Source organism: Actinosynnema sp. NPDC053489, from assembly GCF_044544865.1.
Lineage (GTDB): Bacteria > Actinomycetota > Actinomycetes > Mycobacteriales > Pseudonocardiaceae > Actinosynnema.
In genome coordinates, this window is record NZ_JBITXT010000008.1 from 37,003 (window position 1) to 63,305 (window position 26,303).

The 26,303-nt window shown below is 73.5% G+C and carries 22 protein-coding genes and 2 pseudogenes; 15 read left to right on the plus strand and 9 right to left on the minus strand.

Features of this window, described 5'->3' with window-relative positions; all coding sequences use genetic code 11:
- Positions 1–59 precede the first annotated feature (59 nt).
- The 4 genes from ACIGNX_RS19710 to cofC are packed head-to-tail and all read right to left on the minus strand — an operon-like array spanning position 60 to position 4,170.
- Entirely contained in the window at positions 60–983 is a 924-nt protein-coding gene (locus ACIGNX_RS19710) for an NUDIX domain-containing protein (protein ID WP_396542007.1), read from the minus strand.
- Positions 980–3,274: an RNA degradosome polyphosphate kinase gene (locus ACIGNX_RS19715; protein WP_396542009.1), complete on the minus strand. Its 2,295-nt coding sequence runs from the start codon at positions 3,272–3,274 to the stop codon at positions 980–982. The genes ACIGNX_RS19710 and ACIGNX_RS19715 overlap by 4 nt, the downstream gene beginning before the upstream one ends.
- Before the next feature lie 59 nt (positions 3,275–3,333).
- On the minus strand, positions 3,334–3,540 hold the full coding sequence (locus ACIGNX_RS19720) for a hypothetical protein (RefSeq protein WP_396542011.1): 207 nt from the start codon (positions 3,538–3,540) through the stop codon (positions 3,334–3,336).
- Positions 3,541–3,561: 21 nt separating this feature from the next.
- On the minus strand, positions 3,562–4,170 hold the full coding sequence (gene cofC / locus ACIGNX_RS19725) for a 2-phospho-L-lactate guanylyltransferase (protein WP_396542013.1): 609 nt from the start codon (positions 4,168–4,170) through the stop codon (positions 3,562–3,564).
- A gap of 82 nt (positions 4,171–4,252) precedes the next feature.
- Here cofC and ACIGNX_RS19730 point away from each other — a divergent pair, with 82 nt between their 5' ends.
- The 4 genes from ACIGNX_RS19730 to ACIGNX_RS19745 all read left to right on the plus strand — a co-directional run bounded on the left by ACIGNX_RS19730 (position 4,253) and on the right by ACIGNX_RS19745 (position 7,689).
- Positions 4,253–4,954 (plus strand): lysophospholipid acyltransferase family protein, encoded by a 702-nt coding sequence (locus ACIGNX_RS19730; protein WP_396542015.1) that lies wholly within the window; start codon positions 4,253–4,255, stop codon positions 4,952–4,954.
- Between the two features lies 1 nt (position 4,955).
- Complete coding sequence (locus ACIGNX_RS19735; RefSeq protein ID WP_396542017.1) at positions 4,956–5,960, plus strand: NAD(P)H-dependent glycerol-3-phosphate dehydrogenase; 1,005 nt, start codon at positions 4,956–4,958, stop codon at positions 5,958–5,960.
- On the plus strand, positions 5,957–7,018 hold the full coding sequence (locus ACIGNX_RS19740) for a cystathionine gamma-lyase (protein ID WP_396542019.1): 1,062 nt from the start codon (positions 5,957–5,959) through the stop codon (positions 7,016–7,018). The genes ACIGNX_RS19735 and ACIGNX_RS19740 overlap by 4 nt, the downstream gene beginning before the upstream one ends.
- Before the next feature lie 203 nt (positions 7,019–7,221).
- Positions 7,222–7,689: a cysteine dioxygenase gene (locus ACIGNX_RS19745; protein WP_396542021.1), complete on the plus strand. Its 468-nt coding sequence runs from the start codon at positions 7,222–7,224 to the stop codon at positions 7,687–7,689.
- Here the strand turns inward: ACIGNX_RS19745 and ACIGNX_RS19750 are convergent.
- Positions 7,673–8,320, minus strand: a complete 648-nt coding sequence (locus tag ACIGNX_RS19750) for a pyridoxamine 5'-phosphate oxidase family protein (RefSeq protein ID WP_396542023.1) — start codon at positions 8,318–8,320, stop codon at positions 7,673–7,675. The two genes, ACIGNX_RS19745 and ACIGNX_RS19750, sit on opposite strands and share 17 nt — an antisense overlap.
- A gap of 67 nt (positions 8,321–8,387) precedes the next feature.
- Between ACIGNX_RS19750 and ACIGNX_RS19755 the strand changes: the two genes are divergently transcribed.
- Both ACIGNX_RS19755 and ACIGNX_RS19760 read left to right on the plus strand, forming a co-directional pair.
- Positions 8,388–9,779, plus strand: a complete 1,392-nt coding sequence (locus ACIGNX_RS19755; protein WP_396542025.1) for a PLP-dependent aminotransferase family protein — start codon at positions 8,388–8,390, stop codon at positions 9,777–9,779.
- Positions 9,780–10,034: 255 nt separating this feature from the next.
- A complete protein-coding gene (locus ACIGNX_RS19760) occupies positions 10,035–11,102 on the plus strand; it encodes a D-alanine--D-alanine ligase family protein (RefSeq protein WP_396542027.1) in 1,068 nt (355 codons plus the stop codon).
- Between the two features lie 3 nt (positions 11,103–11,105).
- Here ACIGNX_RS19760 and ACIGNX_RS19765 read toward each other — a convergent pair whose 3' ends face one another.
- Both ACIGNX_RS19765 and ACIGNX_RS19770 read right to left on the minus strand, forming a co-directional pair.
- Positions 11,106–11,672, minus strand: coding sequence for a DUF3515 domain-containing protein (locus ACIGNX_RS19765; protein ID WP_396542029.1), 567 nt, complete (start codon positions 11,670–11,672; stop codon positions 11,106–11,108).
- Between the two features lie 20 nt (positions 11,673–11,692).
- Positions 11,693–11,926 (minus strand): Lrp/AsnC family transcriptional regulator, encoded by a 234-nt coding sequence (locus ACIGNX_RS19770; RefSeq protein WP_396542031.1) that lies wholly within the window; start codon positions 11,924–11,926, stop codon positions 11,693–11,695.
- Between the two features lie 97 nt (positions 11,927–12,023).
- On the opposite strand from ACIGNX_RS19770, the gene ACIGNX_RS19775 reads away from it, so the two are divergent.
- From ACIGNX_RS19775 to ACIGNX_RS19790, 4 genes are read left to right on the plus strand one after another with little or no spacing between them, the layout of a single operon-like run.
- Complete coding sequence (locus tag ACIGNX_RS19775; RefSeq protein WP_396542033.1) at positions 12,024–12,989, plus strand: thiamine-phosphate kinase; 966 nt, start codon at positions 12,024–12,026, stop codon at positions 12,987–12,989.
- Between the two features lie 14 nt (positions 12,990–13,003).
- Positions 13,004–13,474, plus strand: coding sequence for a GNAT family N-acetyltransferase (locus ACIGNX_RS19780; RefSeq protein WP_396542035.1), 471 nt, complete (start codon positions 13,004–13,006; stop codon positions 13,472–13,474).
- A gap of 16 nt (positions 13,475–13,490) precedes the next feature.
- A complete protein-coding gene (locus tag ACIGNX_RS19785; RefSeq protein WP_396542037.1) occupies positions 13,491–14,012 on the plus strand; it encodes a gamma carbonic anhydrase family protein in 522 nt (173 codons plus the stop codon).
- Between the two features lie 14 nt (positions 14,013–14,026).
- Complete coding sequence (locus ACIGNX_RS19790; RefSeq protein WP_396542039.1) at positions 14,027–14,701, plus strand: uracil-DNA glycosylase; 675 nt, start codon at positions 14,027–14,029, stop codon at positions 14,699–14,701.
- Positions 14,702–14,882: 181 nt separating this feature from the next.
- Here the strand turns inward: ACIGNX_RS19790 and rpmB are convergent, their stop codons facing one another.
- Positions 14,883–15,074 (minus strand): 50S ribosomal protein L28, encoded by a 192-nt coding sequence (gene rpmB / locus ACIGNX_RS19795; protein ID WP_073891577.1) that lies wholly within the window; start codon positions 15,072–15,074, stop codon positions 14,883–14,885.
- A gap of 146 nt (positions 15,075–15,220) precedes the next feature.
- Here rpmB and ACIGNX_RS19800 point away from each other — a divergent pair, with 146 nt between their 5' ends.
- From ACIGNX_RS19800 to ACIGNX_RS19815, 4 genes and pseudogenes are all read left to right on the plus strand, one after another.
- A complete protein-coding gene (locus ACIGNX_RS19800; protein WP_396542041.1) occupies positions 15,221–16,813 on the plus strand; it encodes a DAK2 domain-containing protein in 1,593 nt (530 codons plus the stop codon).
- A gap of 14 nt (positions 16,814–16,827) precedes the next feature.
- Positions 16,828–17,337 (plus strand): annotated as a pseudogene (locus tag ACIGNX_RS19805) (OB-fold nucleic acid binding domain-containing protein); the annotation flags it as partial.
- Positions 17,338–18,351: 1,014 nt separating this feature from the next.
- Positions 18,352–20,043: pseudogene (locus tag ACIGNX_RS19810) on the plus strand (helicase-related protein); the annotation flags it as partial.
- A 23-nt stretch (positions 20,044–20,066) separates the two neighbouring features.
- On the plus strand, positions 20,067–20,879 hold the full coding sequence (locus tag ACIGNX_RS19815) for a hypothetical protein (protein ID WP_396542043.1): 813 nt from the start codon (positions 20,067–20,069) through the stop codon (positions 20,877–20,879).
- Here ACIGNX_RS19815 and ACIGNX_RS19820 read toward each other — a convergent pair whose 3' ends face one another.
- Entirely contained in the window at positions 20,880–22,262 is a 1,383-nt protein-coding gene (locus tag ACIGNX_RS19820; RefSeq protein WP_396542045.1) for a hypothetical protein, read from the minus strand.
- A 455-nt stretch (positions 22,263–22,717) separates the two neighbouring features.
- Between ACIGNX_RS19820 and ACIGNX_RS19825 the strand changes: the two genes are divergently transcribed.
- Positions 22,718–26,095, plus strand: coding sequence for a pyruvate carboxylase (locus ACIGNX_RS19825; protein ID WP_396542047.1), 3,378 nt, complete (start codon positions 22,718–22,720; stop codon positions 26,093–26,095).
- The last annotated feature ends 208 nt before the right edge of the window (positions 26,096–26,303 follow it).

Consider the following 26,303-nt stretch of genomic DNA (forward strand, 5'->3'; position numbering starts at 1 on the left):
ACCCGACCGGCCCAACGAGGCCGCGCGAGCGGTTCCGGTCGGTCACCGGCAGCGCCGGACTACGGCTTCGGTGCGGCCAGAGCGGTGGGGAAGTAGTGCGCCGAGACCAGCTGCGGCCACGACGTGTGCGAGTCCGATGTGGACCACCCCGGCTCCGGGCGGCGGAACGCCAGCAGCCACGCGCTGCCCTTCTTGCACGGCGTGCCGTCCAGCGACAGGCCGCCCAGGTCGGCGAGGGTGGACACGACGTCCGGGATCACGCCGCCCTGGCTGCACACGACCGGCGTACCCGGGCCGTCCGCGATCTCCAGCAGCCGCACCAGCGCGGCTTCGCGGTCGGGCCAGTAGCCCTCCTCCGACAGCCGCGGCTCCGGCAGCACGCCCACGCCGAGGTCCTCGGCCACGCCCTGCACGGTCTCCACGCACCGCACGCGCGGCGCGGAGTGCACCCGCGTCGGCGCCCACAGCGGGAGCACCCGCCGCAGCCCCGCGGCCTGCCGCCACCCCGCCGAGCTCAACGGCCGCAGGTCGTCGTCACCGGGCCAGTTCTCCCGCTTGCCGGCCTTCGCGTGCCGCACCAGCAGCAGCGTCGCCAGGTCCGGGGGAGCGGCGGAGAACGCCGCCAGCACCGCCCGGTCCGTGTCGGACGTCACGAGCGCCGACGCCTCGGCGACCGGCAGCCACCGCAGCTCGTCCACCTCGTCGTTCGGCGCGAAGTCGCCGGCCACCGGCCGGGCGCTGAAGTAGTCCACGACCTTCGGCTTGCCGAACGCCCGGTACGACACCTGGCACAGGTGCCTGCCCAGCACGGCCTGGAAGCCGGTCTCCTCCCGGACCTCCCGCACCGCCGCCGCGGGCACGGTCTCGCCCGCGTCCACCTTGCCCTTGGGCAGCGACCAGTCGTCGTAGCGCGGTCGGTGCACGACCGCCACGGAACCGTCGCGCCACAGCACGGCGCCCGCCGCTCGGATCACCGGGGTCACCCCGCCGCGCGGTGGTTGCGCAGCAACTCCGCCTGGTGGTCGCGCACGCTGGAGCCGTCCGCCGGCGACGCCTCCCACTCGCCGTCCGGTTGCAGCACCCAGCACCGGGTGGTGGGCTCCAGCGCCGAGTCGAGGATCGCGTCGAGCTGGGCGGTGAGCTTCGGGTCGGTGACCCGCACCTGCACCTCGACGCGCCGGTCGAGGTTGCGGTGCATCATGTCGGCGCTGCCGATCCAGTGCTCGCCGCAGCCGACGAAGTGGAACACCCGGGAGTGCTCCAGGAACCGGCCGAGGATGGACCGGACGTGGATGTTCTCCGACAGCCCCTTGATGCCCGGCTTCAGCGCGCACACCCCGCGCACCACGACGTCCACCCGCACGCCCGCCTGCGAGGCCCGGTACAGCGAGTCGATGACCTGCTCGTCCACCAGCGAGTTGACCTTGATGCGCACCCCGGCGGGCGATCCGGCCCGCGCGTGCTCGATCTCCCGCTCGATGCGCTCCACGATGCCGCGCCGCACGCCGTAGGGCGCGACCAGCAGGCTGCGGTAGTGGTCCTGCCTGGCGTACCCGGTGAGCACGTTGAACAGGTCGGTGAGGTCCGCGCCGATGGTCGGCTCGGCGGTCAGGATGCCGATGTCCTCGTACAGCCGGGCCGTCTTCGGGTTGTAGTTGCCGGTGCCGATGTGGCAGTAGCGCTGGATGCGCGAGCCCTCCTGCCGCACCACCAGCGCCGTCTTGCAGTGCGTCTTGAGCCCCATCAGGCCGTAGACGACGTGCACGCCCGCCTTCTCCAGCGCCCGGGCCCACTTGATGTTCGCCTGCTCGTCGAACCGGGCCTTGATCTCCACCAGCGCCACGACCTGCTTGCCCGCCTCGGCCGCGTCGATCAGCGCGTCCACGATCGGCGAGTCGCCGGAGGTGCGGTAGAGCGTCTGCTTGATGGCCAGCACCCGCGGGTCGGCGGCCGCCTGCTCGATGAACCGCTGCACGGACGTGGAGAACGAGTCGTACGGGTGGTGCACCAGCACGTCGCCCTCGCGCAGGGTGGCGAAGATGCTCTTGGGCGTCTCCCGCTCGCCGAACGCCGAGTGCGTCGCGGGAACGAACGGCGCGTCCTTGAGCTGCTTGCGGTCCACGCTGTAGAGCTGCCACAGCGACGACAGGTCCAGCAGGCCGGGCACCTGCACGACGTCGTGCGGGTCGACCTCCAGCTCGCGCAGCAGCCGCTCCAGCATGTGCTCGGTCATGTCGTCGGCGATCTCCAGCCGCACCGGCGGCCCGAACCGGCGGCGCGCCAGCTCCCGCTCCAACGACTTGAGCAGGTCCTCGTCCTGGTCCTCCTCGACCTCCAGGTCGGCGTTGCGGGTCACCCGGAACGCGTGGCACTCGATCACCTGCATGCCCGCGAACAGCTCGCCCAGGTGGGCCGCGATCAGCTCCTCCAGCGGCAGGAACGTCGCCGTCGGGCTGGTCCGGTCGCTCTCCACGCGCACCAGGCGCGGCACGTTGTCGGGCACCTTGATGCGCGCGAACCGCTCCGCGCCGCCCTCCGGGTCGCGCACCGTCACGGCCAGGTTCAGCGACAGGCCGGAGATGTAGGGGAACGGGTGCGCGGCGTCCACGGCGAGCGGCGTGAGCACCGGGAACACCTGGTCGGTGAAGTAGTTCGACAGCCGCAGCTTCTCGAAGTCGGTCAGCTGCGCCCAGTTGACGATGCTGATGCCGTGCTTCTCCAGCTCCGGCTGCACGTGGTCGAGGAACGCCCTGGCGTGCTGCTCGACCAGTTCCTGGGTGCGCTTGGAGATGCTGGACAGCTGCTCGCGCGGGGTGAGGCCGTCCGCGCTGCGCACCGACAGGCCCGTCTCGTCGCGGCGCTTCAGGCCGGCCACGCGGACCATGTAGAACTCGTCGAGGTTCGAGGCGAAGATGGCCAGGAACTTCGCCCGCTCCAGCAGCGGCTGGGAGGCGTCCTCGGCCAGCGCGAGCACCCGGGCGTTGAAGTCCAGCCAGGACAGCTCCCGGTTGAAGTACCGGTCGTCGGGCAGGTCGACCTGGTGCTCCTCGGTCGCCGTGACCGCGGGCGGTGAGCTCGGGAACGACCGGGACCCGCCCTCGGCGGGCTGCTGGGCCGTCGTGCCCGTGCCCGTGCGCGTGCCGGCCCCGCCGCGGCGGGTGGCCGGGCGCGGTCGGCGGCGGGCGGTGCTCGCCGCGGGGGTGGCCCTCGGCGTCCTCGTCCGTCGCTTGGGCGCGGGCTGCTCGGGAGTGTTTTCCGTGCTCACGGTCAGCATTCTTCCCCAACACGGGCGACAGCGCGCCGATCGGAGCCGACGAGGAGGTGAACTCCGCGTCACACCGGTCGCAGCACTCCCCGCACGTCACCGGCGGCATCCCGCACGAGGGTGACCCGCTGGCCGGGGCGCAGCGAGCGCCAGCCGCCGGCGGCGACGGCCTCGGCGGGCGCGTCCACGAGGACGCCGTCGTCGCGCAGGACGGTGGCCGAGCCGTCCGGGTGGTGCGCGCTCACGGTCGCCTGCTCGGTCGCCTGCCTGGTCACGCGCCCAAGCTAGCCGATCGGTCAGCGGTTCACCGGCGTGACGGCGGCGGTGGTGCGGGGGCCGAGGCCCAGGGTCGCGGCCAGGCGCAGGTCCTCGGCGGTGTCCACGTCGTGGCGCAGGCTCGGCCACGGGCCGAGCAGGGGAGCGGCACCGGAGGCGGTGTGGGCGCTCGCCGAACCCGGGCCGAAGGCCGGTGCCAGGTCGCCGCCGGGCGCGGAGAGCAGCAGGGTCGTGCCCGTGCCCTGGCGGTCCGGGCAGAACGCGCGACCCGTCGCGGTGGCCAGGGCGGCGGCCAGGTCGGTGGTGCGCAGGGCGGGCAGGTCCGCCTGGAGGGCGCCCACGACGGAGTCGCGGTCGCGGGAGCGCAGGAGGGCGAAGCCGAACCGCAGCGCCTCGTTGAGCCCCTCCGGACCGGCCGCGGACTCCACGCCCAGCGCCGCCAGCTCCGCGACGACCGACGGGTCGGACGTGACGGCCACCACACGCCGCACGGCGGGCAGCGCGGCCGCGATGGTGTCCAGGGCGAACGCGAGGGCCAGCGCCGGGCGGTCCAGGCGCGCGTCGACCAGGCGCGACTTGGCCCGGTCCAGCGCCTTGACCGGTACCACCAGGTCCACGTCGGCTCGCACCCCGCCATACTCCCGGATGCCGGCTGGACCTGGCCAGGGGCTCCGGGGAAGACTCCAGGTCCACGACGAAGAGGGAGTGCACGTGGCTAAGGAGAAGGGCGGCTTCTGGGTCGGGCTCGCCGCGGCGGTCTTCTACCCCGCGACCGCGTTGATGGCGCGGCGGCGCGACGAGGGCGCGGAACGGGTGCCGAGGACAGGTGGCGCGCTCGTCGTGATGAACCACGTGTCCCACCTGGACCCGGTCTACGACGCCGTCTTCACGCACAAGCAGGGGCGCGTGCCGCACTTCCTCGCCAAGCACAGCCTGTGGAACGTCCCGGTGCTCGGCGCGGTCATCAAGGGAGCCCGCCAGATCCCGGTCTACCGCGGCACCGCGGACGCCCAGCAGAGCCTGCGCGCGGCGCACGAGGCCCTCGAGAAGGGCCTGCTGGTGGTCATCTACCCGGAGGGCACGATCACCCGCGACCCGGACGGCTGGCCGATGACCTCGCGCACCGGCGTGGCCAGGCTCGCGCTGGAGCACGACGTGCCGGTGCTGCCCGCCGCGCGCTGGGGCACCCGGGACCTCTACGACCACTACCGCAAGAAGTTCCGCCCGTTCCCGCGCAAGACCGTGGTGACGAAGGTCGGCCCGCCGGTCGACCTGTCGGCCTACCGGGGTCGGCCGCAGAACCTCGCGCTGCTGCGGGAGGTCACCGACGTGCTGATGACCGAGGTGAAGGACCTGCTCGCGGAGGTGCGCCAGGAGCAGGCGCCCGACGGCTTCTACTCCAAGAAGGCCTGACGTGGACCGGGTCGCGGTGCTGGGCGCCGGGTCGTGGGGCACCGCCTTCGCCAAGGTGCTCGCCGACTCGGGCACGGACGTGGTGCTGTGGGCGCGCCGCGCCGAGGTCGCCGACGCCATCACGCGGGAGCGGGTCAACGCCGACTACCTGCCCGACGTCGTGCTGCCGGAGAACCTGACCGCCACGGCCGACGCCGAGAAGGCGCTGGCGGGCGCGGGGGCGGTGGTGCTGGCGGTGCCGAGCCAGACGCTGCGGGACAACCTGGGCGCCTGGCGGCCGTGGCTGCCGGGGGGCGCGACGCTGGTGAGCCTGGCCAAGGGCGTCGAGCTGGGCACGCTGAAGCGGATGAGCGAGGTGATCCGCGAGGTCGCCGACGTGCCCGAGGACCGGGTGGCGGTGGTGTCCGGGCCGAACCTGGCCAAGGAGATCGCCGCCGAGCAGCCGACCGCCACGGTCATCGCGTGCACCGACCACGACCGCGCGGTGGACCTGCAGCACGCCTGCTCCAACTCCTACTTCCGGCCCTACACCAACGTCGACGTGGTGGGCTGCGAGCTGGGCGGGGCGTGCAAGAACGTCATCGCGCTGGCGTGCGGCATGGCCGCGGGCCTCGGGTTCGGCGACAACACGATGGCCTCGATCATCACCCGCGGCCTGGCCGAGACGGCCCGGCTGGGCGCGGCGCTCGGCGCGGACCCGCTGACGTTCGCCGGGCTGGCCGGGCTGGGCGACCTGGTGGCCACGTGCGCGTCGCCGCTGTCGCGCAACCGGACGTTCGGCGAGCGGCTGGGGCGCGGCGACTCGCTGGCGCGGGCGCAGGAGGCGGCGCACGGCCAGGTCGCCGAGGGCGTGAAGTCGTGCTCGTCGATCCGCGAGCTGGCCGCGCGGGTCGGGGTGGACATGCCGATCACCGACGGCGTGCACCAGGTGTGCCACGAAGGACTGGACCCGCGCGTGCTGACCACGGCGCTGCTCGGGCGCGAGCGCAAGGCGGAGCGGCAATGACTTCCTGGGGTGACGGCACGCGGGTCGTGCACTCGACGCCGGCGGTGGCGGGCGAGCCGTTCCTGGCCGGACCGGTGTTCGCGTCGGCCTACCACCTGGGCGGCGACGACACGTACGGCCGGGCGCACAACCCGACGTGGCGGGCGCTGGAGGTGGCGCTCGGCGAGCTGGACGGCGGCACGACCGTGCTGTTCCCGTCCGGCATGGCGGCGATCTCGACGTTCCTGCGGGTGGTCCTCGCGCCGGGTGACGTGGTGGTGGTCCCGGGCGACGGCTACTACCTGACCCGCACGCTGGTCGCCGAGATGCCCGTGGAGGTGGTCGAGGCGCCGACCGCCGGGCCGTACCCGTCGTTCGAGGGCGTGCGGCTCGTGCTGCTGGAGTCGCCGTCCAACCCGGGCCTGGACGTGTGCGACATCGCCGCGCTGGCGGCGGAGGCGCACGCGGCGGGCGCGCTCGTGGCGGTGGACAACACGACCGCGACACCGCTCGGGCAGCAACCGCTGCTGCTGGGCGCGGACGCGGTGGTGAGCAGCGACACCAAGGCCGTCGCCGGGCACAGCGACGTGCTGCTCGGGCACGTGTCCGCGGCGGACCCGGCCCTGGCGGAACGGGTGCGGGCGGCGCGGACGACCGGCGGCGCGATCCCCGGCCCGTTCGAGGCGTGGCTCGCGCACCGCGGCCTGGGGACGCTGGACCTGCGGTTGAGCCGGCAGGCGGCGAACGCGGCGGCCCTGTACGACGTGCTGAAGGACCACCCGGCGGTCACCGGGCTGCGCTGGCCGGGCGCCCCGGAGGACCCGGCGCACGAGGTCGCGTCCCGGCAGATGCGCCGGTTCGGCGGGGTGCTGACGTTCGTGCTGGCCGACGCGGGCGCGGTGGCGGCGTTCCTGGAGAGGTCCCGGCTGGTGTTCGCGAGCACCAGCTTCGGCGGGCTGCACACGAGCCTGGACCGGCGGGCGCAGTGGGGCGACCCGGTGCCCGAGGGCCTGGTCCGGCTGTCCGCGGGGTGCGAGGACACCGCCGACCTCGTCGAGGACGTGCTCCGGTCGCTCTGAGGCGGGTCCACGTCGTGGGACGCGGTTGCGGGGTGGCGGGTCCGCTGCCACCCTCGTCCCCATGTCCTTCCGCGCCATGACCGACGGGCGGGGTCACATCGACCTCCGCCTGGTCGCCAGCGCGCTCTGTCCTTCCCGGTGATCGTCTCGCGTCCCGCGCGCCCCTGAGGCCCGCACACCACCGAGCACCCCGAGAAGGAACCATGTTCGCCGTTCCGGAGAACACGATCGCCCTGCCCCAGTCGCACGCCGCCCTGCACCCGGTGCGGATCGCGCTCGACGTGGCGGCACGGCGCGAGCGCTGGGCCCACCTGCTCCGCTACGACCCCGACACCCGCTTCGCCGCGCTGGTGGAGGCCACGGACGAGCAGGAGGTGTGGCTGATGAGCTGGTTGCCCGGCCAGCACGCCGACCTGCACGACCACGGCGCCACCAGCGGCGCGTTCACCGTGGTCAGCGGCTCGCTGACCGAGGTCGTCACCCCCGGGCCGACCCAGGTGCTGCACCACCTGGTGGCCGGCCAGTCGCGGGTGTTCGGCCCTTCCTACGTCCACCAGGTGCGCAACGACGGCGCGGACCCCGCCGTCACGATCCACGTGTACCGCGACGGCGGTCGCACGGTGCGCCCGGTCCGCTTCGACCCGCTGTCGGGGACTACCTCCGCGCGGTGACGTGCGGCGGCACGTCCCAGTCGCCGACCAGCGCCGGGTCCGGCTCCGGCTCGCCCCACGACGTGCGCAGCGGCAGCACGCCCGCCCACCTGTCGTTGGCGGCGACGTCCTCGTCCTCGTCGGCGGGCGGGCCGCTGCGGATCTTCACCGACGCCTCGGTCAGGTCCAGCGACAGCACGGCGGTCGCGGCCAGCTCCTTCGGCGTCGGCGGGCGGGCGTAGTCCCAGGAGCCGGGCGCGAGGTGCTCGGTGAGCAGGCGCAGGGCGTGCAGCTTGGTGTCCGGGTCGGTGACGGGGACGGCGGTGCCGTGGACGACGGCCGCCCGGTAGTTCATCGAGTTGTCGAACACCGAGCGGGCGTAGACCACGCCGTCCACGATGGTGACGGCGACGCACACGGGCACGCCGGTCGCGGCTTCGCGCAGGCTGCGCGCGCCGGTGGAGCCGTGCAGGTAGAGGGTGTCGCCGTCGCGGCCGTAGCCGGTGGGCAGCACGAGGGGCGCGCCGTCCACGACGACGGCCAGGTGGCAGACCAGGGCGGCGTCGAGGACGGCGTGCAGCGCCTCGCGTTCGGTCACGGCGCGGATGCGGCCGCGCTTGATGGTGCTGCGGTCCGTCGGTGACAACGTCATGGGACCAGCCTCTCCGGTAAAGTGGCCTCCTTCAAGAGCCAATTCCCGGCGTTTTGAGGAGGCCACCGTGGCGGAGACGGCGCTGGCGGTCGTGCTGGACCGCAGCTCGGCCGAGCCGCTGGCCGTGCAGCTCGCGGACGCCCTGCGCGCGGCGGCGGCCGACGGGCGGCTCCGCAGCGGGGACCGGCTGCCCTCGACCCGGGCGCTGGCCGAGCGGCTCGGCGTGAGCCGGACCGTGACGGCGGCAGCATACGAGCAGCTGCACGCCGAGGGCTGGATCGCGGGGCGGCACGGCTCCGGCACGTACGTGACCACGACGCCGCCGGGTGCGTTGAAGGCGCGGCCCCGGCGCGCGGCGGCACCGGTCGCGTCGCCGGACGTGGTGGACCTCGCGCCCGGCGCGCCGTGGGCGGAGGGGTTGGACCGGGCCGCGTGGCGGCGGGCGTGGCGCGCGGCGGCGGACGTGCAGCCGCTGTTCCGGCCGTCCCGGGGCGGGCTGCCCGAGTACCGGGCGGTGGTGGCGGAGCACCTGTTGCGGCACCGGGGGCTCGCGGTGCGCGGCGGGTTGCGGGAGGAGCTGGTGCTCGCGACCGGTGGCACGACGGCGGCGCTGGTGGAGCTGGGGGCGGCCGTGCTGCGGCCCGGTGACGCCGTCGCGGTGGAGGAGCCGGGGTACCAGCGGGCGGTGTGGGCGCTGCGGTCGGCCGGGGTGAAGGTCGTGCAGGCGCCCGTGGACGAGGAGGGGTTGCTGGTCGAGGCCGTCCCGCCGGGGGTGCGCGGGGTGTACTGCTCGCCGGCGCACCAGTACCCGATGGGCGGGCGGATGTCGGCGGCGCGGCGGGTGGCGCTGGTGGAGCGGGCGCGGGCGGAGGGGTGGCTGGTCGTCGAGGACGACTACGACGGCGAGCTGCGGTACGACGTGGCGCCGCTGCCGTTGCTGGCGGCGTTGGCCCCGGACGTGGTGGTGCACCTGGGCACGACGAGCAAGATCCTGACGCCGACGTTGGGCGCGGGGTGGATGGTCGCGCCCGAGCCGATCGCGGCGGACGTGCTGGCGCACCGGGACCGGACCGGCACGAGCCCGTCCGCGGCGGGGCAGCGGGTGCTGGTGGAGCTGGCGCGCAACGGCGACCTCGGCAGGCACCTGCGCAAGCTGCGGCGTGAGCTGTCCGAGCGGCGGGCGCTGCTGTCGGCGGCGTTCGGCGAGGCGGGCATCGGCGTGCTGGGCGACGACGCGGGCGCGCACATCGTCGTGCCGCTGCCGTCGGCGCAGGCGGAGCGGGACGTGCTGGCCGAGGCCCACGACCGCGGCCTGCGGCTGGACGGCCTGGCCCGCCACCACGCCGGTCGCCCGAAGGTGCACGGTGCCGCGATCGGCTACAGCGCCTGCTCCCGCGACCAGCTGACCGCCGCCATCCCCGACCTGATCGACCTCCTCCGCACCGCCACCACGTCCTGAACGCAGAACTCCCGAGCCCTGAACGTAGGACTCTCGGGCTCTGAACGTAGGACTCTCGAGGTCTGAGTGTTCGACACACGGGCGCTGGACGTAGGACTCTCGCGTGAGTCGTACGTTCAGGTCGCGTGAGTCGTACGTTCAGGTCGCGTGAGTCCTGCGTTCGGGACCGGTGAGTTCTGCGTTCGGGGCGTCCGGTTCGGTGGTCCGGTGGGCGAAGCGGGTCGGTGGTTACGCCATCCGGGTAGGGTCCGAGCCATGACGCAGCGCAAGACCAAGGTCGCCGTGGTGTTCGGCGGGCGCAGCAGCGAGCACATGGTCTCCTGCCTGTCCGCCGGCAGTGTCCTGCCCCACCTGGACCGGGACCGGTTCGACGTCGTGCCCGTGGGCATCACGGAGGCGGGCGCGTGGGTGATCGGGGCCGACGACACGAAGGCGCTCGAGGTGCGGGACCGGCAGTTGCCCACCGTCAACGCGCTGGTCCCGGTGAACGGCAGCGAGCTGGTGCCGGTCGAGCCCGGCGAGGTGCTGGCCGACGTGGAGGTCGTCTTCCCCGTCCTGCACGGCGCGTGGGGCGAGGACGGCACCATCCAGGGCCTGCTGGAGCTGGCCGACATCCCGTACGTGGGGCCGGGCGTGCTGGCCAGCGCGGTCGCCATGGACAAGGAGTTCACCAAGCGCCTGCTCCAGGGCGCGGGCCTGCCCGTCGGCGAGTTCGCCGTGCTGCGGCGCGACCAGGAGACCCTGGCCGACGCCGACCGGGAACGCCTGGGCCTGCCGGTCTTCGTCAAGCCGGCCCGCGCCGGGTCGTCCGTCGGCATCTCGAAGGTCGTCGACTGGGCGCACCTGGACAGCGCGATCGCCCTGGCCCGCAAGACCGACCCGAAGGTGATCATCGAGGCCGCCGTCTCCGGCCGCGAGGTCGAGTGCGGCGTGCTGGAGTTCCCGGACGGCCGCGTCGAGGCGTCGCTGCCCGCCGAGCTGCGCATCGTCGGCGGCGAGGTCGACTGGTACGACTTCGACGCGAAGTACCTCGACGACGTGTGCGAGTTCGACATCCCGGCCAAGCTGGAGTCCCACGTCACCCGCGACCTGCGCGAGATGGCCGTGGCCGCGTTCCGCGCGCTGGACTGCCAGGGCCTGGCCCGGGTCGACTTCTTCGTCACCGACTACGACGAGCTGGTGGTCAACGAGGTCAACACCATGCCCGGCTTCACGCCGATCTCGATGTACCCGCGGATGTGGGCCGAGACCGGCGTCGACTACCCGGCGCTGCTGACCACGTTGATCGACACGGCGCTCGCCCGCGGCACGGGCCTGCGCTAGCCGTCAGCCCGTGGTGTCCACGGGTCCCTTGGCGAGGACGTCCCGGACCACGGCCGAGACGTCCTGCAAGGGGCCCGTGCCCGCGTCCGACGGCACGGTCAGCGCCACGTACACGGGCCGGTCGACCACGTACCAGGTCGCCGCACCGCCCTCGGACACCTCCAGCCACTGCACGTCCGAGATCACCCGCAGCTGGGAGGTCGGCGTGAGGTCACCGGGCCGGTCCAGCCCGCACCGCAGCACGACGGGCTCGTGCCGCGCGTCGGCCCACGCGGCGGCGCCGGCGGGGGCGGGCGCGGCGAGGTCCCGGCGCGGCAGCGCGGCCCCGTTGGACACCAGCTCCGCCGGCAGCGCGCCCAGCAGCGCGGTGCACCCGTCGGACCCCGCCTGCGGCGCGGGCACCGGCACGAGCGCCACGGGCCCGGTCCGGTCGGCCGCGGGGTCCTCGTCCCCGGTGTCGAGGAAGAGGCCCACCGCCGCCACGCCGACCACCAGCAGCGCCGACAGCCCGAGGACGACGACGAGCAGCGGGCGGGGGAGCGGCGGTGCGGTTTCCGGGTCCTGTGCCACCCCGCTATGACAGCACGGGGCTAGAGGTTGACCACCGGGCAGGTCAGCGTTCGCGTGATGCCCTCCACGTTCTGGATGCGGGCGACCACGAGCTGGCCCAGCTGGTCGACGGTCTCGGCGTCCGCGCGGACGATGACGTCGTACGGGCCGGTGACGTCCTCCGCGGTGGCCACACCGGGGATGCCGGAGATCTCCGCCGCAACGGCGGCTGCCTTCCCGACCTCGGTCTGGATGAGGATGTATGCGTGCACCACGGCGTGCCCCTTCGTCGCGACAGGTTAGGTCGGGGTAGGAACGTGCACAGCAACGTACCCCAGTTGGGGTTCCGAATGCTCAGAACGGGAGGCAATCTTGCGTCCGGAGCCGCCGCGCAACGCGGACACGGTCGCTGAGGTGGGTGAGTTCGGTCTCATCCGCCGGGTGACGGCAGGTCGGACGCAGCCGCCCACCACCCTGCTCGGGCCGGGTGACGACGCGGCTGTCGTCGCGGCGCCCGACGGCCGCGTGGTGGTTTCCACCGACGTGCTGGTCGAGGGGGTCCACTTCAGACTCGACTGGTCCTCCCCCGAGCAGGTGGGGCGCAAGGCGGCGGCGGTGAACCTCGCCGACGTCGCGGCCATGGGAGCGATGCCCACAGCCCTGCTGATCGGCCTCGCGTGCCCCGCCGACACGCCCTCCTCCGTGATCGAGGGCATCACCGCCGGGCTCTGGCAGGAGGCGGCGGTCGCGGGCGCCGGCGTGGTGGGCGGCGACATGGTGTCGGCCGCGACACTGGTGATCTCCGTTACCGCCATGGGTGACATGGGCGGCCTGGAGCCCGTCACCCGGTCCGGCGCGCAGGTGGGCGACGTCGTCGCGGTGTGCGGGCGGCTCGGCTGGGCGGCGGGCGGGCTGGCCGTGCTCCAGCGCGGGTTCCGGTCGCCGGTCGCGGTCGTCGGCGCGCAGCGGAACCCCGAACCGCCCTACGCCGCCGGGCCGCAGGCCGCCGCCGCGGGCGCCACGGCGATGATCGACGTGTCGGACGGGCTGCTGGCCGACCTGGGGCACATCGCGGACGAGTCGGGCATCGGCATCGACATCCGCACCGAGCTGCTGGAGGTCCACCCGCGGCTGATCGACGTCGCGACGGCGCTCGGCGCGGACGCCCGGCACTGGGCGCTCACCGGTGGCGAGGATCACGCCCTGGCCGCGACGTTCCCCGAACCGGCGGCCGTTCCCGACGGCTGGGCCACGATCGGCACGGTCCGGCACGGCACGGGGGTGACGGTAGACGGGCGCGCGTACGAGAAACCCCCTGGCTGGGAGCACTGGCGCTAGGTAGCCTCACGTTCGTGGAACTATGCACGATCGCGTATGACCATCCAGACGCGACGAAGCTGATCTCCGAGGTCCAGCAGGTCTACGTGGACCGCTACGGCGAGGCCGACGTCACGCCGGTCGACCCGGCCGAGTTCGCCGCGCCGCTGGGGCACTTCCTGGTCGGCTACGTCGACGGCGCCCCGGTGGCGTGCGGCGGGTGGCGCGCGCACGACGAGGCAGAGCACTCGCTGCGCCCCGGCGACGCCGAGATCAAGCGGATGTACGTCACCGGGTCCCTGCGCGGGCGCGGCCTGGCGCGACTGGTGCTGGCGTCGCTGGAGACGGCGGCCCGCGCCGCCGGGCGCAAGCGCATGGTGCTGGAGACCGGCTTGCGCCAACCGGAGGCGATCGGGCTCTACCGCGCCAATGGATACGCGCGCATCGACAACTTCGGCGTCTACCGGCATCATCCCGAAAGCCTTTGTTTCGCGAAGGATCTCTGAGGCTGGAGGGACCGCGGTGGCGATCTACGCGTTGGGCGACTTCGAGCCGGTGATCCACCCGGACGCCTACGTGCACCCCGACGCGACGGTGATCGGCGACGTGCGGATCGGCGCGCACGCCTCGGTGTGGCCGCGGGCCGTGCTGCGCGGCGACTACGGGCGCATCGAGGTCGGCGCGCGGACGTCGATCCAGGACGGCACGGTCGTGCACTGCACCGAGGTGCACCCGGCGCTGATCGGCGCGGAGTGCGTCGTCGGGCACAACGTCCACATCGAGGGCGCGACCATCGCCGACCGGTGCCTGATCGCCTCGGGGTCGGTGGTGCTCAACGGTTCCGTCGTGGAGACCGGCGCGATCGTCGGCGCGGGCGCGGTGGTGTCGTTCGAGGGGCACGTCCCGGCGCGGTCGATGGCGCTCGGCGTGCCCGCCCGGGTCCGCGAGGGGTACGTCGTGCCGGACGGCGCGTGGCAGTTCGCGGTCGACAAGTACGTCGCCAACATCGCCCACTACCGCGAGGAACTGCGCCGCCTGGACTGAGATAGGGTCTCGCCGTGGCACGTCCGCTCGAAGAGATCATGGAAGCCGGCTGGGCCGAGGCGCTCGCGCCCGTCGCCGATCGCATCGCCGCGATGGGGGAGTTCCTGCGGGCGGAGGTCGCCGCGGGGCGCACCTACCTGCCGGCCGGGGAGAACGTGCTGCGGGCGTTCCAACAGCCGTTCCACGCCGTGCGCGTGCTGATCGTCGGCCAGGACCCGTACCCGACCCCGGGCCACGCGGTGGGGCTGAGCTTCTCGGTGTCGCCGCAGACGCGACCGATCCCCAAGAGCCTGGTCAACATCTACACCGAGTACACGTCGGACCTCGGTTACCCCAAGCCGGCCACCGGCGACCTGACGCCGTGGGCCGAGCGGGGCGTGCTGCTGCTCAACCGCGCGCTCACCGTGCAGCCGGGCAAGTCCAACTCCCACCGCAACAAGGGCTGGGAGCCGGTGACCGAGCAGGCGATCAAAGCGCTGGCGGAGCGGGACGCGCCGCTGGTCGCGATCCTGTGGGGCAGCCAGGCCCGCGCCCTCAAGCCGCTGCTCGGCGCCGACCGCTGCGTGGAGTCGGTGCACCCGAGCCCGCTGTCGGCGGCGGGCGGCTTCTTCGGCTCGCGGCCGTTCAGCAAGGCCAACGAGCTGCTGGTCCGGCAGGGCGCCGAGCCGATCGACTGGAAGCTGCCGTAGCCAGGACGTCCCGTCACGCCGGGTGAGGTGCCCGGCGTCCGACGTCATACCGACCGGTGGTCTGCCGGCACCACGGGAGGACGTTGCTCCCGGGCGTTGCGGGGCGACCGGTCGCGGACGCCGGAAGGCCCTCGGGAACGGCGTTCCCGAGGGCCTTCGACAAGCACAGAGGCGCGGGTCGTCAGCCGCGCACCACCTTGCCCGCCTTCAGGCAGGAGGTGCACACGTTCAGCCGCTGCCGCGTCGAAGACGAGACCTTCGCGCGCACGGTCTGAATGTTCGGGTTCCACCGGCGGTTGGTGCGCCGGTGGGAGTGCGAGACCGACTTGCCGAAGCCCGGCCCCTTGCCACAGACGTCGCACACGGCAGCCACGTCAGCCACTCCTTAAGGTTTCTCCAGCGGTACTCACGCCCCGGCGGGCGCGCAAGCGTGCACAAGCCTCAGCCGGGCATGGCAACCTGGACAGGGTAGCCGGTGGCGCGTTCAGGCACCAAACCGGGTCGAATACCCTCGCCGGCATGCAGGTTCTCGACGCGGTCGCGGTGCGCCAGTGGGCGGACGCCTGCGTCCGGTCCCTCGACGCCAACCGGGAGGACATCGACCGCATCAACGTCTTCCCCGTGCCCGACGGCGACACGGGCACCAACCTGCTCCAGACCATGCGCTCGGCGCTGGACGCGCTGCTCAGGACACCCGTGGACACGGCCGGTGCCGCGTTGGGGGCGCTCGCGCGCGGCGCGCTGGCCGGGGCGCGGGGCAACTCGGGGGTCATCCTCTCGCAGGTGCTCCGGGGCCTGGCGGAGGTCGCCCAAGGCGCCTCCGCGGCGTCCGGGGCGTCGCTGCGGCGGGCGCTGTGGCGAGCCGACGAACTGGCCACCGCCGCCGTCTCCCAGCCCGTGCCGGGCACCGTGCTGTCGGTGCTGCGCGCGGCGGCCGAGGCGGCCCGCGACTGCGGGTCCGACGAGCTGGACGAGGTCGTCACGGCCGCCGCCAAGGCGGGCGCCGAGGCCCTCGCCGCCACCCCGCGCCAGCTCGCCGTGCTCGCCGCGTCCGGCGTGGTCGACGCGGGCGGGCGCGGGCTGGTCGTGCTGCTGGACGCGCTGGTCGCCGTGATCACCGGACGGCCGGTGGAGGACGCGCCGGTGACCGCGCCCGTGCCGCGCGAGCCGCTGACCACCGCGCGCGAGGCCGGGTCGGCGGACTTCGAGTACGAGGTCATGTACCTGCTCGACGGCGACCCGGACGTCGAGGCGCTCAAGGCCGAGCTGGCGGCGGTCGGCGACTGCGTGTCCGTGGTCGGCGACGGCGCGGGGCTGTGGACCGTGCACGTGCACTGCAACGACATCGGCGCGGCCGTCGAGGCGGGCATCCGGGCCGGTCGGCCGCACCGCGTCACCGTGGCCAGGTTCGCCGACCAGATCGCCGCCCAGGCGCCCCGGTTCGTGCGCGACCGGGCGATCGTCGTGCTGGTCGAGGGCGAGGGCGCGGCCGAGCTGTTCCGGTCCGAGGGCGCGGTGGTGTTCGAGCCGGGTGACGAGGTGACCGCGTCGGACCTGCTCGCCGTGGTGGTGAGCACGCGGGCACGGCAGGTGACCGTGCTGCCCGGCGACCCGACCTGGCGCGAACCGCTGGACGAGGCCGTGGCGCAGGCCGTCGCCGCCGGTCAGGACGTCGTGGTCGTGCCGACGTTCTCCCCGGTGCAGGCGTTGGCGGCGCTGGCCGTGCACTCGCCGTCGCGCCGCGCGGGCGACGACGTGGTGGCCATGGCGGAGGCGGCGGCGGCCACCCGGCGCGGCGAGGTCGCCGTGTCCGACCGCGAGGCCATCACCTGGGTCGGCCGGTGCCGCCCCGGCGACCTGCTCGGCATGGTCGACGGCGAGGTGGTGCTGGTCGAACCCGACCCGGCCGACGTGGGCGCGCTGGCGTGCCGGCTGGTCGACCGGATGCTCGCCAGCGGCGGCGAGCTGGTCACCGTGCTGCTCGGGCGGGCCGCCCCGGCCGGCGTCGAACGGGTGCTGGAAGATCACCTGCGCGCCGCGCACCCGGAGGTCGAGCTGGCCGCCTACCCGGGTGGGCAGCGCGACGCGCTGCTGGTTGTCGGTGTCGAGTAGGTGGGTGGGCCGGGATGACGACCTTCGACGAGAAGCTGGTGTCGGTGCTCGGCAAGAAGAGCGCCGACGCGCTGGAGGCCGGTCTCGGCCTGACCACCGTCGGTGAGCTGCTGCGCCACTACCCCCGCCGCTACGACGAGCGCGGCAAGCTGACCGAGATCGCCGGGCTGGAGCTGGGCGAGCACGTCACGGTGCAGGCGCGGGTCAAGAGCGCCCGGCAGCGGCGGATGAAGTCGCGCAGCGGCGAGCTGCTGGAGGCCGTGATCACCGACGGCAGCAGCGACCTGCACCTGGTGTTCTTCGGGCGCGGCTCGCGCAAGGTCGAGCGGGAGCTGCTGCCCGGCCGCGAGGCGATGTTCGCCGGCAAGGTCGGCATGTTCAACGGCAAGCTGCAGCTCGCCCACCCCGACTACCAGGTCCTCGACGGCGAGGAGGGCGCCGCGGTCGCCGGTTTCGCGGGCGCGCTGATCCCGGTCTACCCGGCGGCGCAGGGCATCCAGTCGTGGAACGTCTCCAACTGCGTCGAGCAGGTGCTCGCGGTGTGGGACGGGGTGGCCGCCGACCCGCTGCCGGAGGCCCTGCGCGCCGAGCGGGGGCTCGTCGGGCTGGAGAAGGCGCTGCGCGACATCCACCGGCCCGACGGCTGGACGGCGATCGCGGTCGCGCAGCAGCGGTTGAAATGGGACGAGGCGATGGCGGTGCAGCTCACGCTGGCCCAGCGCCGGCGTTCGGCGACGGCCCGCCCCGCGCCCGCGTGCCCGCCGCAGCCCGGCCTGGTGCGCGACGCGTTCGACGCGCGGCTGCCATTCGAGCTGACCGCCGGCCAGCGCGAGGTGGGCGAGCAGATCGCCCGCGACCTGTCCGGCGAGCACCCGATGAACCGGCTGCTCCAGGGGGAAGTCGGGTCGGGCAAGGCGCAACCCCTCGACGCGAAGGTGCTGACGCCGTCGGGGTTCCGGCTGATGGGCGAGATCCGACCGGGTGACGAGGTGATCGCGGCCGACGGCGAGGTGACGGTCGTCACGGGCGTCTTCCCGCAGGGCGAGCGCGAGGTCTACCGGGTCGTCCTGTCCGACGGCACCAGCGTCGAGTCCGACCTGGAGCACCTGTGGGCGGTCAACACCACCGTCCGGCGGGATCGCGGGAACCCGCTGAAGGTGCTGACCCTGCGGGAGATCCGGGACGACCTGGTGACTTCCGACGGCGCGTCCAAGTGGCACCTCCCGACCGCCGCGGCCGCCGAACTCGACTGCGGCGAAGATCGGCAGGTGGCCCCGTACCTCCTGGGCCTGCTGCTCGGTGACGGCAGCCTGATCAACGGGCGGGTCACGTTCACCAGTGCGGACCCGGAACTCGTCGCCGGTCTCGCCGAAGCCCTGCCCGACGGCTGTGAGCTGTGGAAATCGCCGGCGAGTCGCGAGTACGACTGGTACGTCGTGGGACGGGAACGCGGACGCAACCCGCTGATCGCGGCGTTGCGCGAGATGGGGGTGTACGGCCACCGGTCGCACACGAAGTTCGTGCCCGAGGCGTACCTCGTCGCACCGGTGAAGGACCGGCACGCCCTGTTGCAGGGCCTCTTGGACACCGACGGGACCGTGGACCGCGAACGCGGCTCCAACGTGACCTTCCTGTCGGCGTCGGCGACTCTCGCCGAGCAGGTCGGGTGGCTCGCCGAGTCCCTGGGCGGCACCGGCCGGGTCCGCCCGGTGGTCAAGGGCGCCGGCACCTACCACCTGGTCAGCCTGCGGCTGCCGAACGAATTCCCGCCGTTCCGGCTCACCCGCAAGGCCGCTCTGGTGCGGGAGCGGACGAAGTACGCGAAACCTGTTCGGGCGATCCGCCGGGTCGAGCACGTGGGTCGCAAGCCGGTGCAGTGCATCTCGATCGCCCACCCCGGCAGGCTCTACGTCACGGACCACTTCATCGTCACGCACAACACGATGGTCGCGCTCAGGGCGATGCTGCAGGTCGTGGACGCGGGGCGGCAGGCGGCGATGCTCGCGCCGACCGAGGTGCTCGCCGCGCAGCACGCGCGGTCGTTGCGGGAGCTGCTCGGCGACCTGGGGCAGGCCGGCGAGCTGGGCGGCGCGGAGCACGCGACGCGCGTGACGCTGCTGACCGGGTCGATGGGCGCGGCGGCGCGCAAGCGGGCGCTGCTGGAAATCGTGTCCGGCGAGGCGGGCATCGTGGTCGGCACGCACGCGCTGATCCAGGACCGGGTGGAGTTCGCCGACCTCGGGCTCGTCGTGGTGGACGAGCAGCACCGGTTCGGCGTGGAGCAGCGGGCCGCGCTGAGCGGTCGCGCGGGCGGGTCGACGCCGCACGTGCTGGTGATGACGGCCACGCCCATCCCGCGCACGGTGGCGATGACGGTGTACGGCGACCTGGAGGTCTCGGCGCTGCGCGAGCTGCCGCGGGGCCGTTCGCCGATCAGCACGTCCGTCGTGCCGGTGGCGTCCAAGCCGGGGTGGCTCGACCGGGCCTGGCAGCGCATCCACGAGGAGGTCGGCAAGGGCCACCAGGTCTACGTGGTCTGCCCGCGCATCGGCGACGGAGACGCCGAGGACGACGGGGAGGCGCCGCCGAAGGAGGACAAGGACGGCGGTGACCGCAGGCCGCCGCTCGCGGTGGTGGACGTGGCGAACAGGCTGGCCGAGGGCCCGTTGCGCGGGCTGCGGATCGACATCCTGCACGGCCGGATGGCACCGGAGGACAAGGACGCCGTGATGCGGGCGTTCGCGGCCAACGAGGTGCAGGTGCTCGTCGCCACCACCGTGGTCGAGGTCGGCGTGAACGTGCCGAACGCCACCGTCATGGTGATCATGGACGCGGACCGGTTCGGCGTGAGCCAGCTGCACCAGCTGCGCGGGCGGGTCGGCCGGGGCAGCGCGCCGGGGCTGTGCCTGCTGGTGACCGAGATGCCGGACGGCACGTCCACGATGGAGCGGCTGCGGGCCGTCGAGTCCACCCTGGACGGCTTCGAGCTGGCCCAGCTCGACCTGGAGCTGCGGCGCGAGGGCGACATCCTCGGCGCGGCGCAGTCCGGCAAGCGGTCGGGGCTGAAGATGCTGTCGCTGCTGCGCGACGAGGACGTGATCGCCGAGGCCCGGGTGGTCGCGCAGGAGGTCGTGGAGGCCGACCCGGAGCTGACCGCGAACCCGGGGCTGGCGGGGCTGGTCGCCGGGTTGCTGGACGACGAGCGCGCGGAGTACCTGGAGAAGGCGTAGCCGGGGTCCGGTTACCCTGGCTCGTGCGCCGATTCCCGATCGCCCTGGTCACGCTGCTGCTGGTGGTGTCCGCCTGCACCGCCGCCCCGGCCGCCGAGCAGCCGACGACGTCCTCGCCGCCCAAGGGCGACCTGGCGGTGCTCGCGGAGCGCATCGCGCAGCGGCGGGCGGAGCTGGGCACGGCGGCGTTCCACACCGAGGGGTTCGCCTCCGACGGGCAGGCGACCAAGGTGCGCAACGTCGTGGACGGCGTGGTGCGGCAGGGCGCCGACGGCGTGACCGGGGCGATGACGATGGACGTGTCCACCGGCGGGCAGCCGAAGAAGATCGCGCTGGTGCTGGTCCGCGACGGCACGTACGTGCGGGTCGAGGGCGCGCCGATGCCCGCCGGGAAGACGTGGGGGTTCTACCCGGCGGCGAGCGGCGGCGAGGTGGCCGCCCTGCTGCGCGGCTTCGGGCCGAGCGCGCGGCCCGGCGCGGAGCTGGACTACGTGCAGCCGAGGGCGGCGCTGATCGTCGGGAAGTCGTCCGAGCAGGTGGACGGGGTGCCGACGACGCGGTTCGACCTGGTGGTCGACGCGCTGAAGATGGCCAAGGTCGTCGAGGACCAGGACATCCAGTTGCAGCACACGCAGCTCGCGCAGTACGGGGTGCGCATCGCCGCGACGGTGTGGGTGGACGGCACGAGCGCGCCCGTGCGGGCCGAGTACCGGTTCGAGCTGGACGGCAAGGTCGTGAAGCAGTCCACGACCCGGTTCCGCGGGTGGGGCGAGCCGGTCACCGTCACGGTGCCGCAGCCCGCGGAGGTCGTGCCGGCCGACCAGCTGCCCCGGTAACTACTTCGCCTGCCTGCCCTTGGGGACCGGCAGCTGCGTGGTCGGCTGCTCGGAGGGGTCGACGTCCGTCGCCTTGGCGGCCTGCTTGGCGGTGGCCTGCTTGGCGGCGGGCTTGCTGTCGGGCTTGCTGTCGGCGGGCTTGGCGGCGGCGGTTTCGCGGTCGGCAGGCTCGACGTCGGCAGGCCCGGCGTCGGTGGTGTTCTGGGCGGTGGGGGCCTGGGTGGCGGTGTTCTGGGCGGCGGGCTGGTGCTCGGGGGTGGTGCCGGCCGGCTTGGCGGTCGCGGGCTTGGTGGGGGCGTCGGAGGTGGTGTCGGTGGTGGCCGTCGCCGCGGTGGGGGTGGTGTCGGGGCGTGCGGTGTCCGACCCTGCGGTGTCCGGGCCTGCGGTGTGGGGGCCGGCGGTGTCGGCTGCCTCGTCGTCCAGCGGCGTGAGGCTGGCGACCGCCCGGGACACCGCCTCCTGGGCCGCGGCGAACTGCTCGCTCAACGCCCGCTGCACGCGGTGCAGCTCGGAGAGCTTCGCGTCGGCCGCCGTGGTGCGGCGGTCGGCGTGCGCGTCGGCCTCGGTGACGGTCCGCTCGGCCCGCGCGTTCGCCTCGGTAATCGTCTGCTCGGCCTTGGCCAGCGCCTCGGACTCCAGCTCGGCGACCTGCTTCTCGGTCTCCGCGCGCAGTTCGGCCGCCTCGGCGCGGGCCGCTTCGAGGAGCTTCGCGGCCTCGGCCTTGGCCTCCACGACGTGCACCTCGTGCTCCTTGCGGAGCGTGGTGCGCAGCTCGTCGTACTCCTTGTCCAGGTCGTCGTGGTAGCCCTGGTACTTCTGCTCCAGCTCGACCCGCTTGGCCTCCAGCTCCGCGGTCCTGGCCTCGAAGTCCGCGGTCAGCCTCTCCCGGTCGGCACGGGCCTCGGCCACCAGGGCCTCGTGCTCGGCCGTCAGCTTCGCCCGCAGCTCCTCGTGCTGCCGCTCCAGTTCGGCGCGCCGCTCCTCGTGCTGCCGCTCCAGCTCGGTGGTCCGCTGCTGGTGGGCCGCCTCGAGCTGCCGCCGCCGCTCCTCCAGCTCACCCATCGCGCGCTGGTGGGCGGCCTGGCCCTCGGCCGCCGCCCGCTCGGCCTCGGCGCGGGTCGCGGCGGCCTGGTCCAGCGCCGCCTTGCGGATGTCGGCGATCTCCTCCTCGGCCAGCGTCATCATCACGCGCACGCGCTCGGTGACGTTGGACGCGCTGGCCGGGCTGGTGGCCAGCTTGCTGAGCTGGGACTTCACCTTGTCCAGCTCGGTGCGGGTCGAGTCGAGCAGCTTGGTCAGCTCCGACACCTGGGCCGACGCGGCGTCGCGGGCGCGGTTGGAGTTCTTGAGGTCGAACTCCAGCCGTGTGACCCGCTCGTTCACCTGACGCTGGTTGTACCCGCGCAGTACGACGTCGAAATGGGTGCGGGCAGCAGGCTGCCCAGTCCCTTCAGCCCCGGCCATGACGGCAACCCTACCGAGACGGCCCGGACCGCGGTCACCCGATGCGGCGAACGCACCGTAACGAGTCGGTGATCCACCGTGTGTGGTCACGGCCCGTGGCCGGTTCGTCGGGTATGCGCCGCGCCGTGCCGCCGTCAAGCCGCCGCCCGCGTTCCGGGCCGGTCGGGGGCTGCGCGGAGCGACCGCGCAAGGGAGAATCCCGGGGCGTGGTCCCAGGTCGCGCCCGCCTTGACCGGATGAGTGAACGATCACGATGACGTCCGTCACGTGAGATGGAACTCCCGAGGGGCGGGAAGCGCACGGTAACGTGCCTTGATTCATCGAGTCCCGCCCTGCTCGGCGGGGCCCGCCGAGTAACCGGGAGGGAACGCCGCATGTTCCGCAAGGTTCTTGTCGCCAACCGCGGCGAGATCGCGATCCGGGCCTTTCGCGCCGCCTACGAGCTGGGCGCGGGCACGGTTGCCGTCTTCCCCCACGAGGACCGCAACTCCCTGCACCGCCTGAAGGCCGACGAGGCGTACGAGATCGGCGAGCCCGGCCACCCCGTCCGGGCCTACCTGTCCGTCGAGGAGATCATCAAGGCGGCCCGCAAGGCGGGTGCCGACGCGGTCTACCCCGGCTACGGCTTCCTGTCGGAGAACCCCGAGCTGGCCAAGGCGTGCGCCGACGCCGGCATCACGTTCGTCGGGCCGCCCTCGGACGTGCTGGAGCTGACCGGAAACAAGGCGCGCGCCATCGCCGCGGCCCGCGAGGCCGGCCTGCCCGTGCTCAAGTCCAGTGAGCCGTCCAGCGACATCGACGCCCTGGTGCGCGCCGCCGAGGACATCGCGTTCCCGGTGTTCGTGAAGGCCGTCGCGGGCGGTGGCGGGCGCGGCATGCGGCGCGTCGAGGAGCCGGGCGCGCTGCGGGAGTCGCTGGAGGCCGCGTCCCGCGAGGCGGAGTCGGCGTTCGGCGACCCGACCGTGTTCCTGGAGCAGGCCGTGGTCGAGCCGCGGCACATCGAGGTGCAGATCCTCGCCGACGGCGAGGGCAACGTGATGCACCTGTTCGAGCGCGACTGCTCGGTGCAGCGCCGCCACCAGAAGGTCATCGAGATCGCGCCCGCGCCCAACCTCGACCCGGAGCTGCGCGACCGGATCTGCACCGACGCGGTCAAGTTCGCCCGGCACATCGGCTACCGCAACGCCGGCACCGTCGAGTTCCTGCTCGACCCGCACGGCAACTACGTCTTCATCGAGATGAACCCCCGCATCCAGGTCGAGCACACGGTCACCGAGGAGGTCACCGACGTCGACCTGGTGCAGTCGCAGATGCGGATCGCCAGCGGCGAGAACCTGGACGACCTGGGCCTGAGCCAGGAGACGGTGCAGCTGCGCGGCGCGGCCCTGCAGTGCCGCATCACCACGGAGGACCCGGCCAACGGCTTCCGCCCCGACACCGGCATGATCAGCGCCTACCGCTCGCCGGGCGGCTCCGGCATCCGGCTGGACGGCGGCACGACCGGCGCGGGCACCGTCATCGGCGCGCACTTCGACTCCATGCTGGTCAAGCTGACCTGCCGCGGCCGGACGTTCGCCGCCGCCGTGGCCCGCGCCCGGCGCGCCGTGGCCGAGTTCCGCATCCGGGGCGTGTCGACCAACATCCCGTTCATCCAGGCGGTGCTGGACGACCCGGACTTCTACGAGGGCCGCGTCACGACGTCGTTCATCGAGAAGCGCCCGCACCTGCTGACCGCGCGGCACTCGGCCGACCGCGGCACGCGGCTGCTGACCTACCTGGCGGACGTGACGGTCAACAAGCCCAACGGCCCGCGTCCGTCCGCTGTGGACCCGCGGGTGAAGCTGCCGGTGGTGGACCTCAACGCCGAGCCGCCCGCCGGGTCGAAGCAGCGGCTGGACGAGCTGGGCCCCGAGGGCTTCGCCCGCTGGCTGCGCGACGCCAAGGCGCTCGCGGTGACCGACACCACGTTCCGCGACGCGCACCAGTCGCTGCTGGCCACCCGCGTGCGGACGAAGGACATGCTGGCCGTCGCACCCCACGTGGCGCGGATGACGCCCGAGCTGCTGTCGCTGGAGGCGTGGGGCGGCGCGACCTACGACGTGGCGCTGAGGTTCCTCGCCGAGGACCCGTGGGAGCGGCTCGCCGCGCTGCGCGAGGCCGTGCCGAACATCACCCTCCAGATGCTGCTGCGCGGTCGGAACACGGTGGGCTACACGCCGTACCCGGAGGCCGTGACCAGCGCGTTCGTCGAGGAGGCGACGAAGACCGGCATCGACATCTTCCGGATCTTCGACGCGCTGAACGACGTCGAGCAGATGCGGCCGGCGATCGAGGCCGTGCGCGGGACCGGCAGCGCCGTGGCCGAGGTGTGCCTGTGCTACACCGCCGACCTGTCGAACCCCGACGAGCGGCTCTACACGCTCGACTACTACCTCAAGCTCGCCGAGCAGATCGTCGGCGCGGGCGCGCACGTGCTGGCGATCAAGGACATGGCGGGCCTGCTGCGCCCGCCGGCGGCGTCGCGGCTGGTCACGGCGTTGCGCAAGGAGTTCGACCTGCCCGTCCACCTGCACACGCACGACACGGCGGGTGGCCAGCTGGCGACCTACCTGGCCGCCATCCAGGCCGGTGTGGACGCCGTCGACGGCGCGGTGGCGTCCATGGCGGGCACGACGTCCCAGCCGCCCCTGTCGGCGATCGTGGCCGCCACCGACTACACGGACCGGGCGACCGGGCTGGACCTGCGGGCGGTGTGCGACCTGGAGCCGTACTGGGAGTCGGTGCGCAAGGTCTACGCGCCGTTCGAGTCGGGCATCCCCGGGCCGACCGGGCGGGTCTACTCGCACGAGATCCCCGGCGGGCAGCTGTCCAACCTGCGCACGCAGGCCGTCGCGCTCGGGCTCGGGGAGAAGTTCGAGGAGATCGAGGCCATGTACGCGGCGGCCGACCGGATGCTCGGGCGCCTGGTGAAGGTCACGCCGTCGTCCAAGGTCGTCGGCGACCTGGCGCTGCACCTCGTCGGCGCGGGGGTGTCGCCGGCGGAGTTCGAGGCCGACCCCGGGCGGTACGACATCCCGGCCTCGGTGATCGGGTTCCTGCACGGCGAGCTGGGCGACCCGCCCGGCGGCTGGCCGGAGCCGTTCCGGACCAAGGCGCTGCAGGGGCGTGCCGCGCCCAAGGGCGTGGCGGAGCTGACCGACGAGGACGTGAAGGGGCTCGAGGACGACCGGCGCACCACGCTGAACCGGCTGCTGTTCCCCGCTCCGACCAAGGAGTTCCTGGCGCACCGCGAGGCGTACGGGGACACCAGCGTGCTCGGCAGCAAGGACTTCTTCTACGGGTTGAAGCCGGGGGAGGAGTACTCGGTCGACCTGGAGCCCGGCGTGCGGCTGCTGATCGGGCTGGAGGCCATCGGCGAGGCCGACGAGCGCGGCATCCGCACGGTGATGGCCACGCTGAACGGGCAGTTGCGGCCGATCCAGGTGCGCGACCGGTCGATCGCGGCGGAGGTGCCCGCGGCGGAGAAGGCGGACCGGAGCAACCCCGGTCACGTCGCCGCGCCGTTCGCCGGTGTCGTCACGCCGAACGTGGGCGAGGACGACGAGGTCGAGGCCGGGCAGACGATCGCGACCATCGAGGCGATGAAGATGGAGGCGGCGATCACCGCGCCCAGGGGCGGTCGGGTGAAGCGGTTGGCCGTGCGCGGGGTGCAGCAGGTCGAGGGCGGGGACCTGTTGATCGTGATCGGCTAGGGGTTCGCGGGTCGGTGGTGCTGTCCGGCTCGATGTGACATGGGGCACCCCGGGCAGGCCGAAGCCGGGCAGGCATGGCGGGAAGGGCGTCCGCCACGCCTGCCCGGCTTCGTGCGGTCCACGGCACCCGAACCCATGTCACATCGAGCCCCGGTGGGGTGGCGGCGGGTCCGATGTGGGTGGGTCGGCGGGCGCGGTGGGGGAGGAG

Excerpts from the sequence above, each read along its gene's own strand:
- ACIGNX_RS19745 (WP_396542021.1), top strand. The coding sequence starts at position 7,222 with ATGTTCGCCGTTCCGGAGAACACGATCGCCCTGCCCCAGTCGCACGCC.
- ACIGNX_RS19740 (WP_396542019.1), top strand. The coding sequence starts at position 5,957 with ATGACTTCCTGGGGTGACGGCACGCGGGTCGTGCACTCGACGCCGGCG.
- ACIGNX_RS19800 (WP_396542041.1), top strand. The coding sequence starts at position 15,221 with ATGCAGGTTCTCGACGCGGTCGCGGTGCGCCAGTGGGCGGACGCCTGC.
- ACIGNX_RS19760 (WP_396542027.1), top strand. The coding sequence starts at position 10,035 with ATGACGCAGCGCAAGACCAAGGTCGCCGTGGTGTTCGGCGGGCGCAGC.
- ACIGNX_RS19715 (WP_396542009.1), bottom strand. The coding sequence starts at position 3,274 with ATGCTGACCGTGAGCACGGAAAACACTCCCGAGCAGCCCGCGCCCAAG.
- ACIGNX_RS19750 (WP_396542023.1), bottom strand. The coding sequence starts at position 8,320 with ATGACGTTGTCACCGACGGACCGCAGCACCATCAAGCGCGGCCGCATC.
- ACIGNX_RS19825 (WP_396542047.1), top strand. The coding sequence starts at position 22,718 with ATGTTCCGCAAGGTTCTTGTCGCCAACCGCGGCGAGATCGCGATCCGG.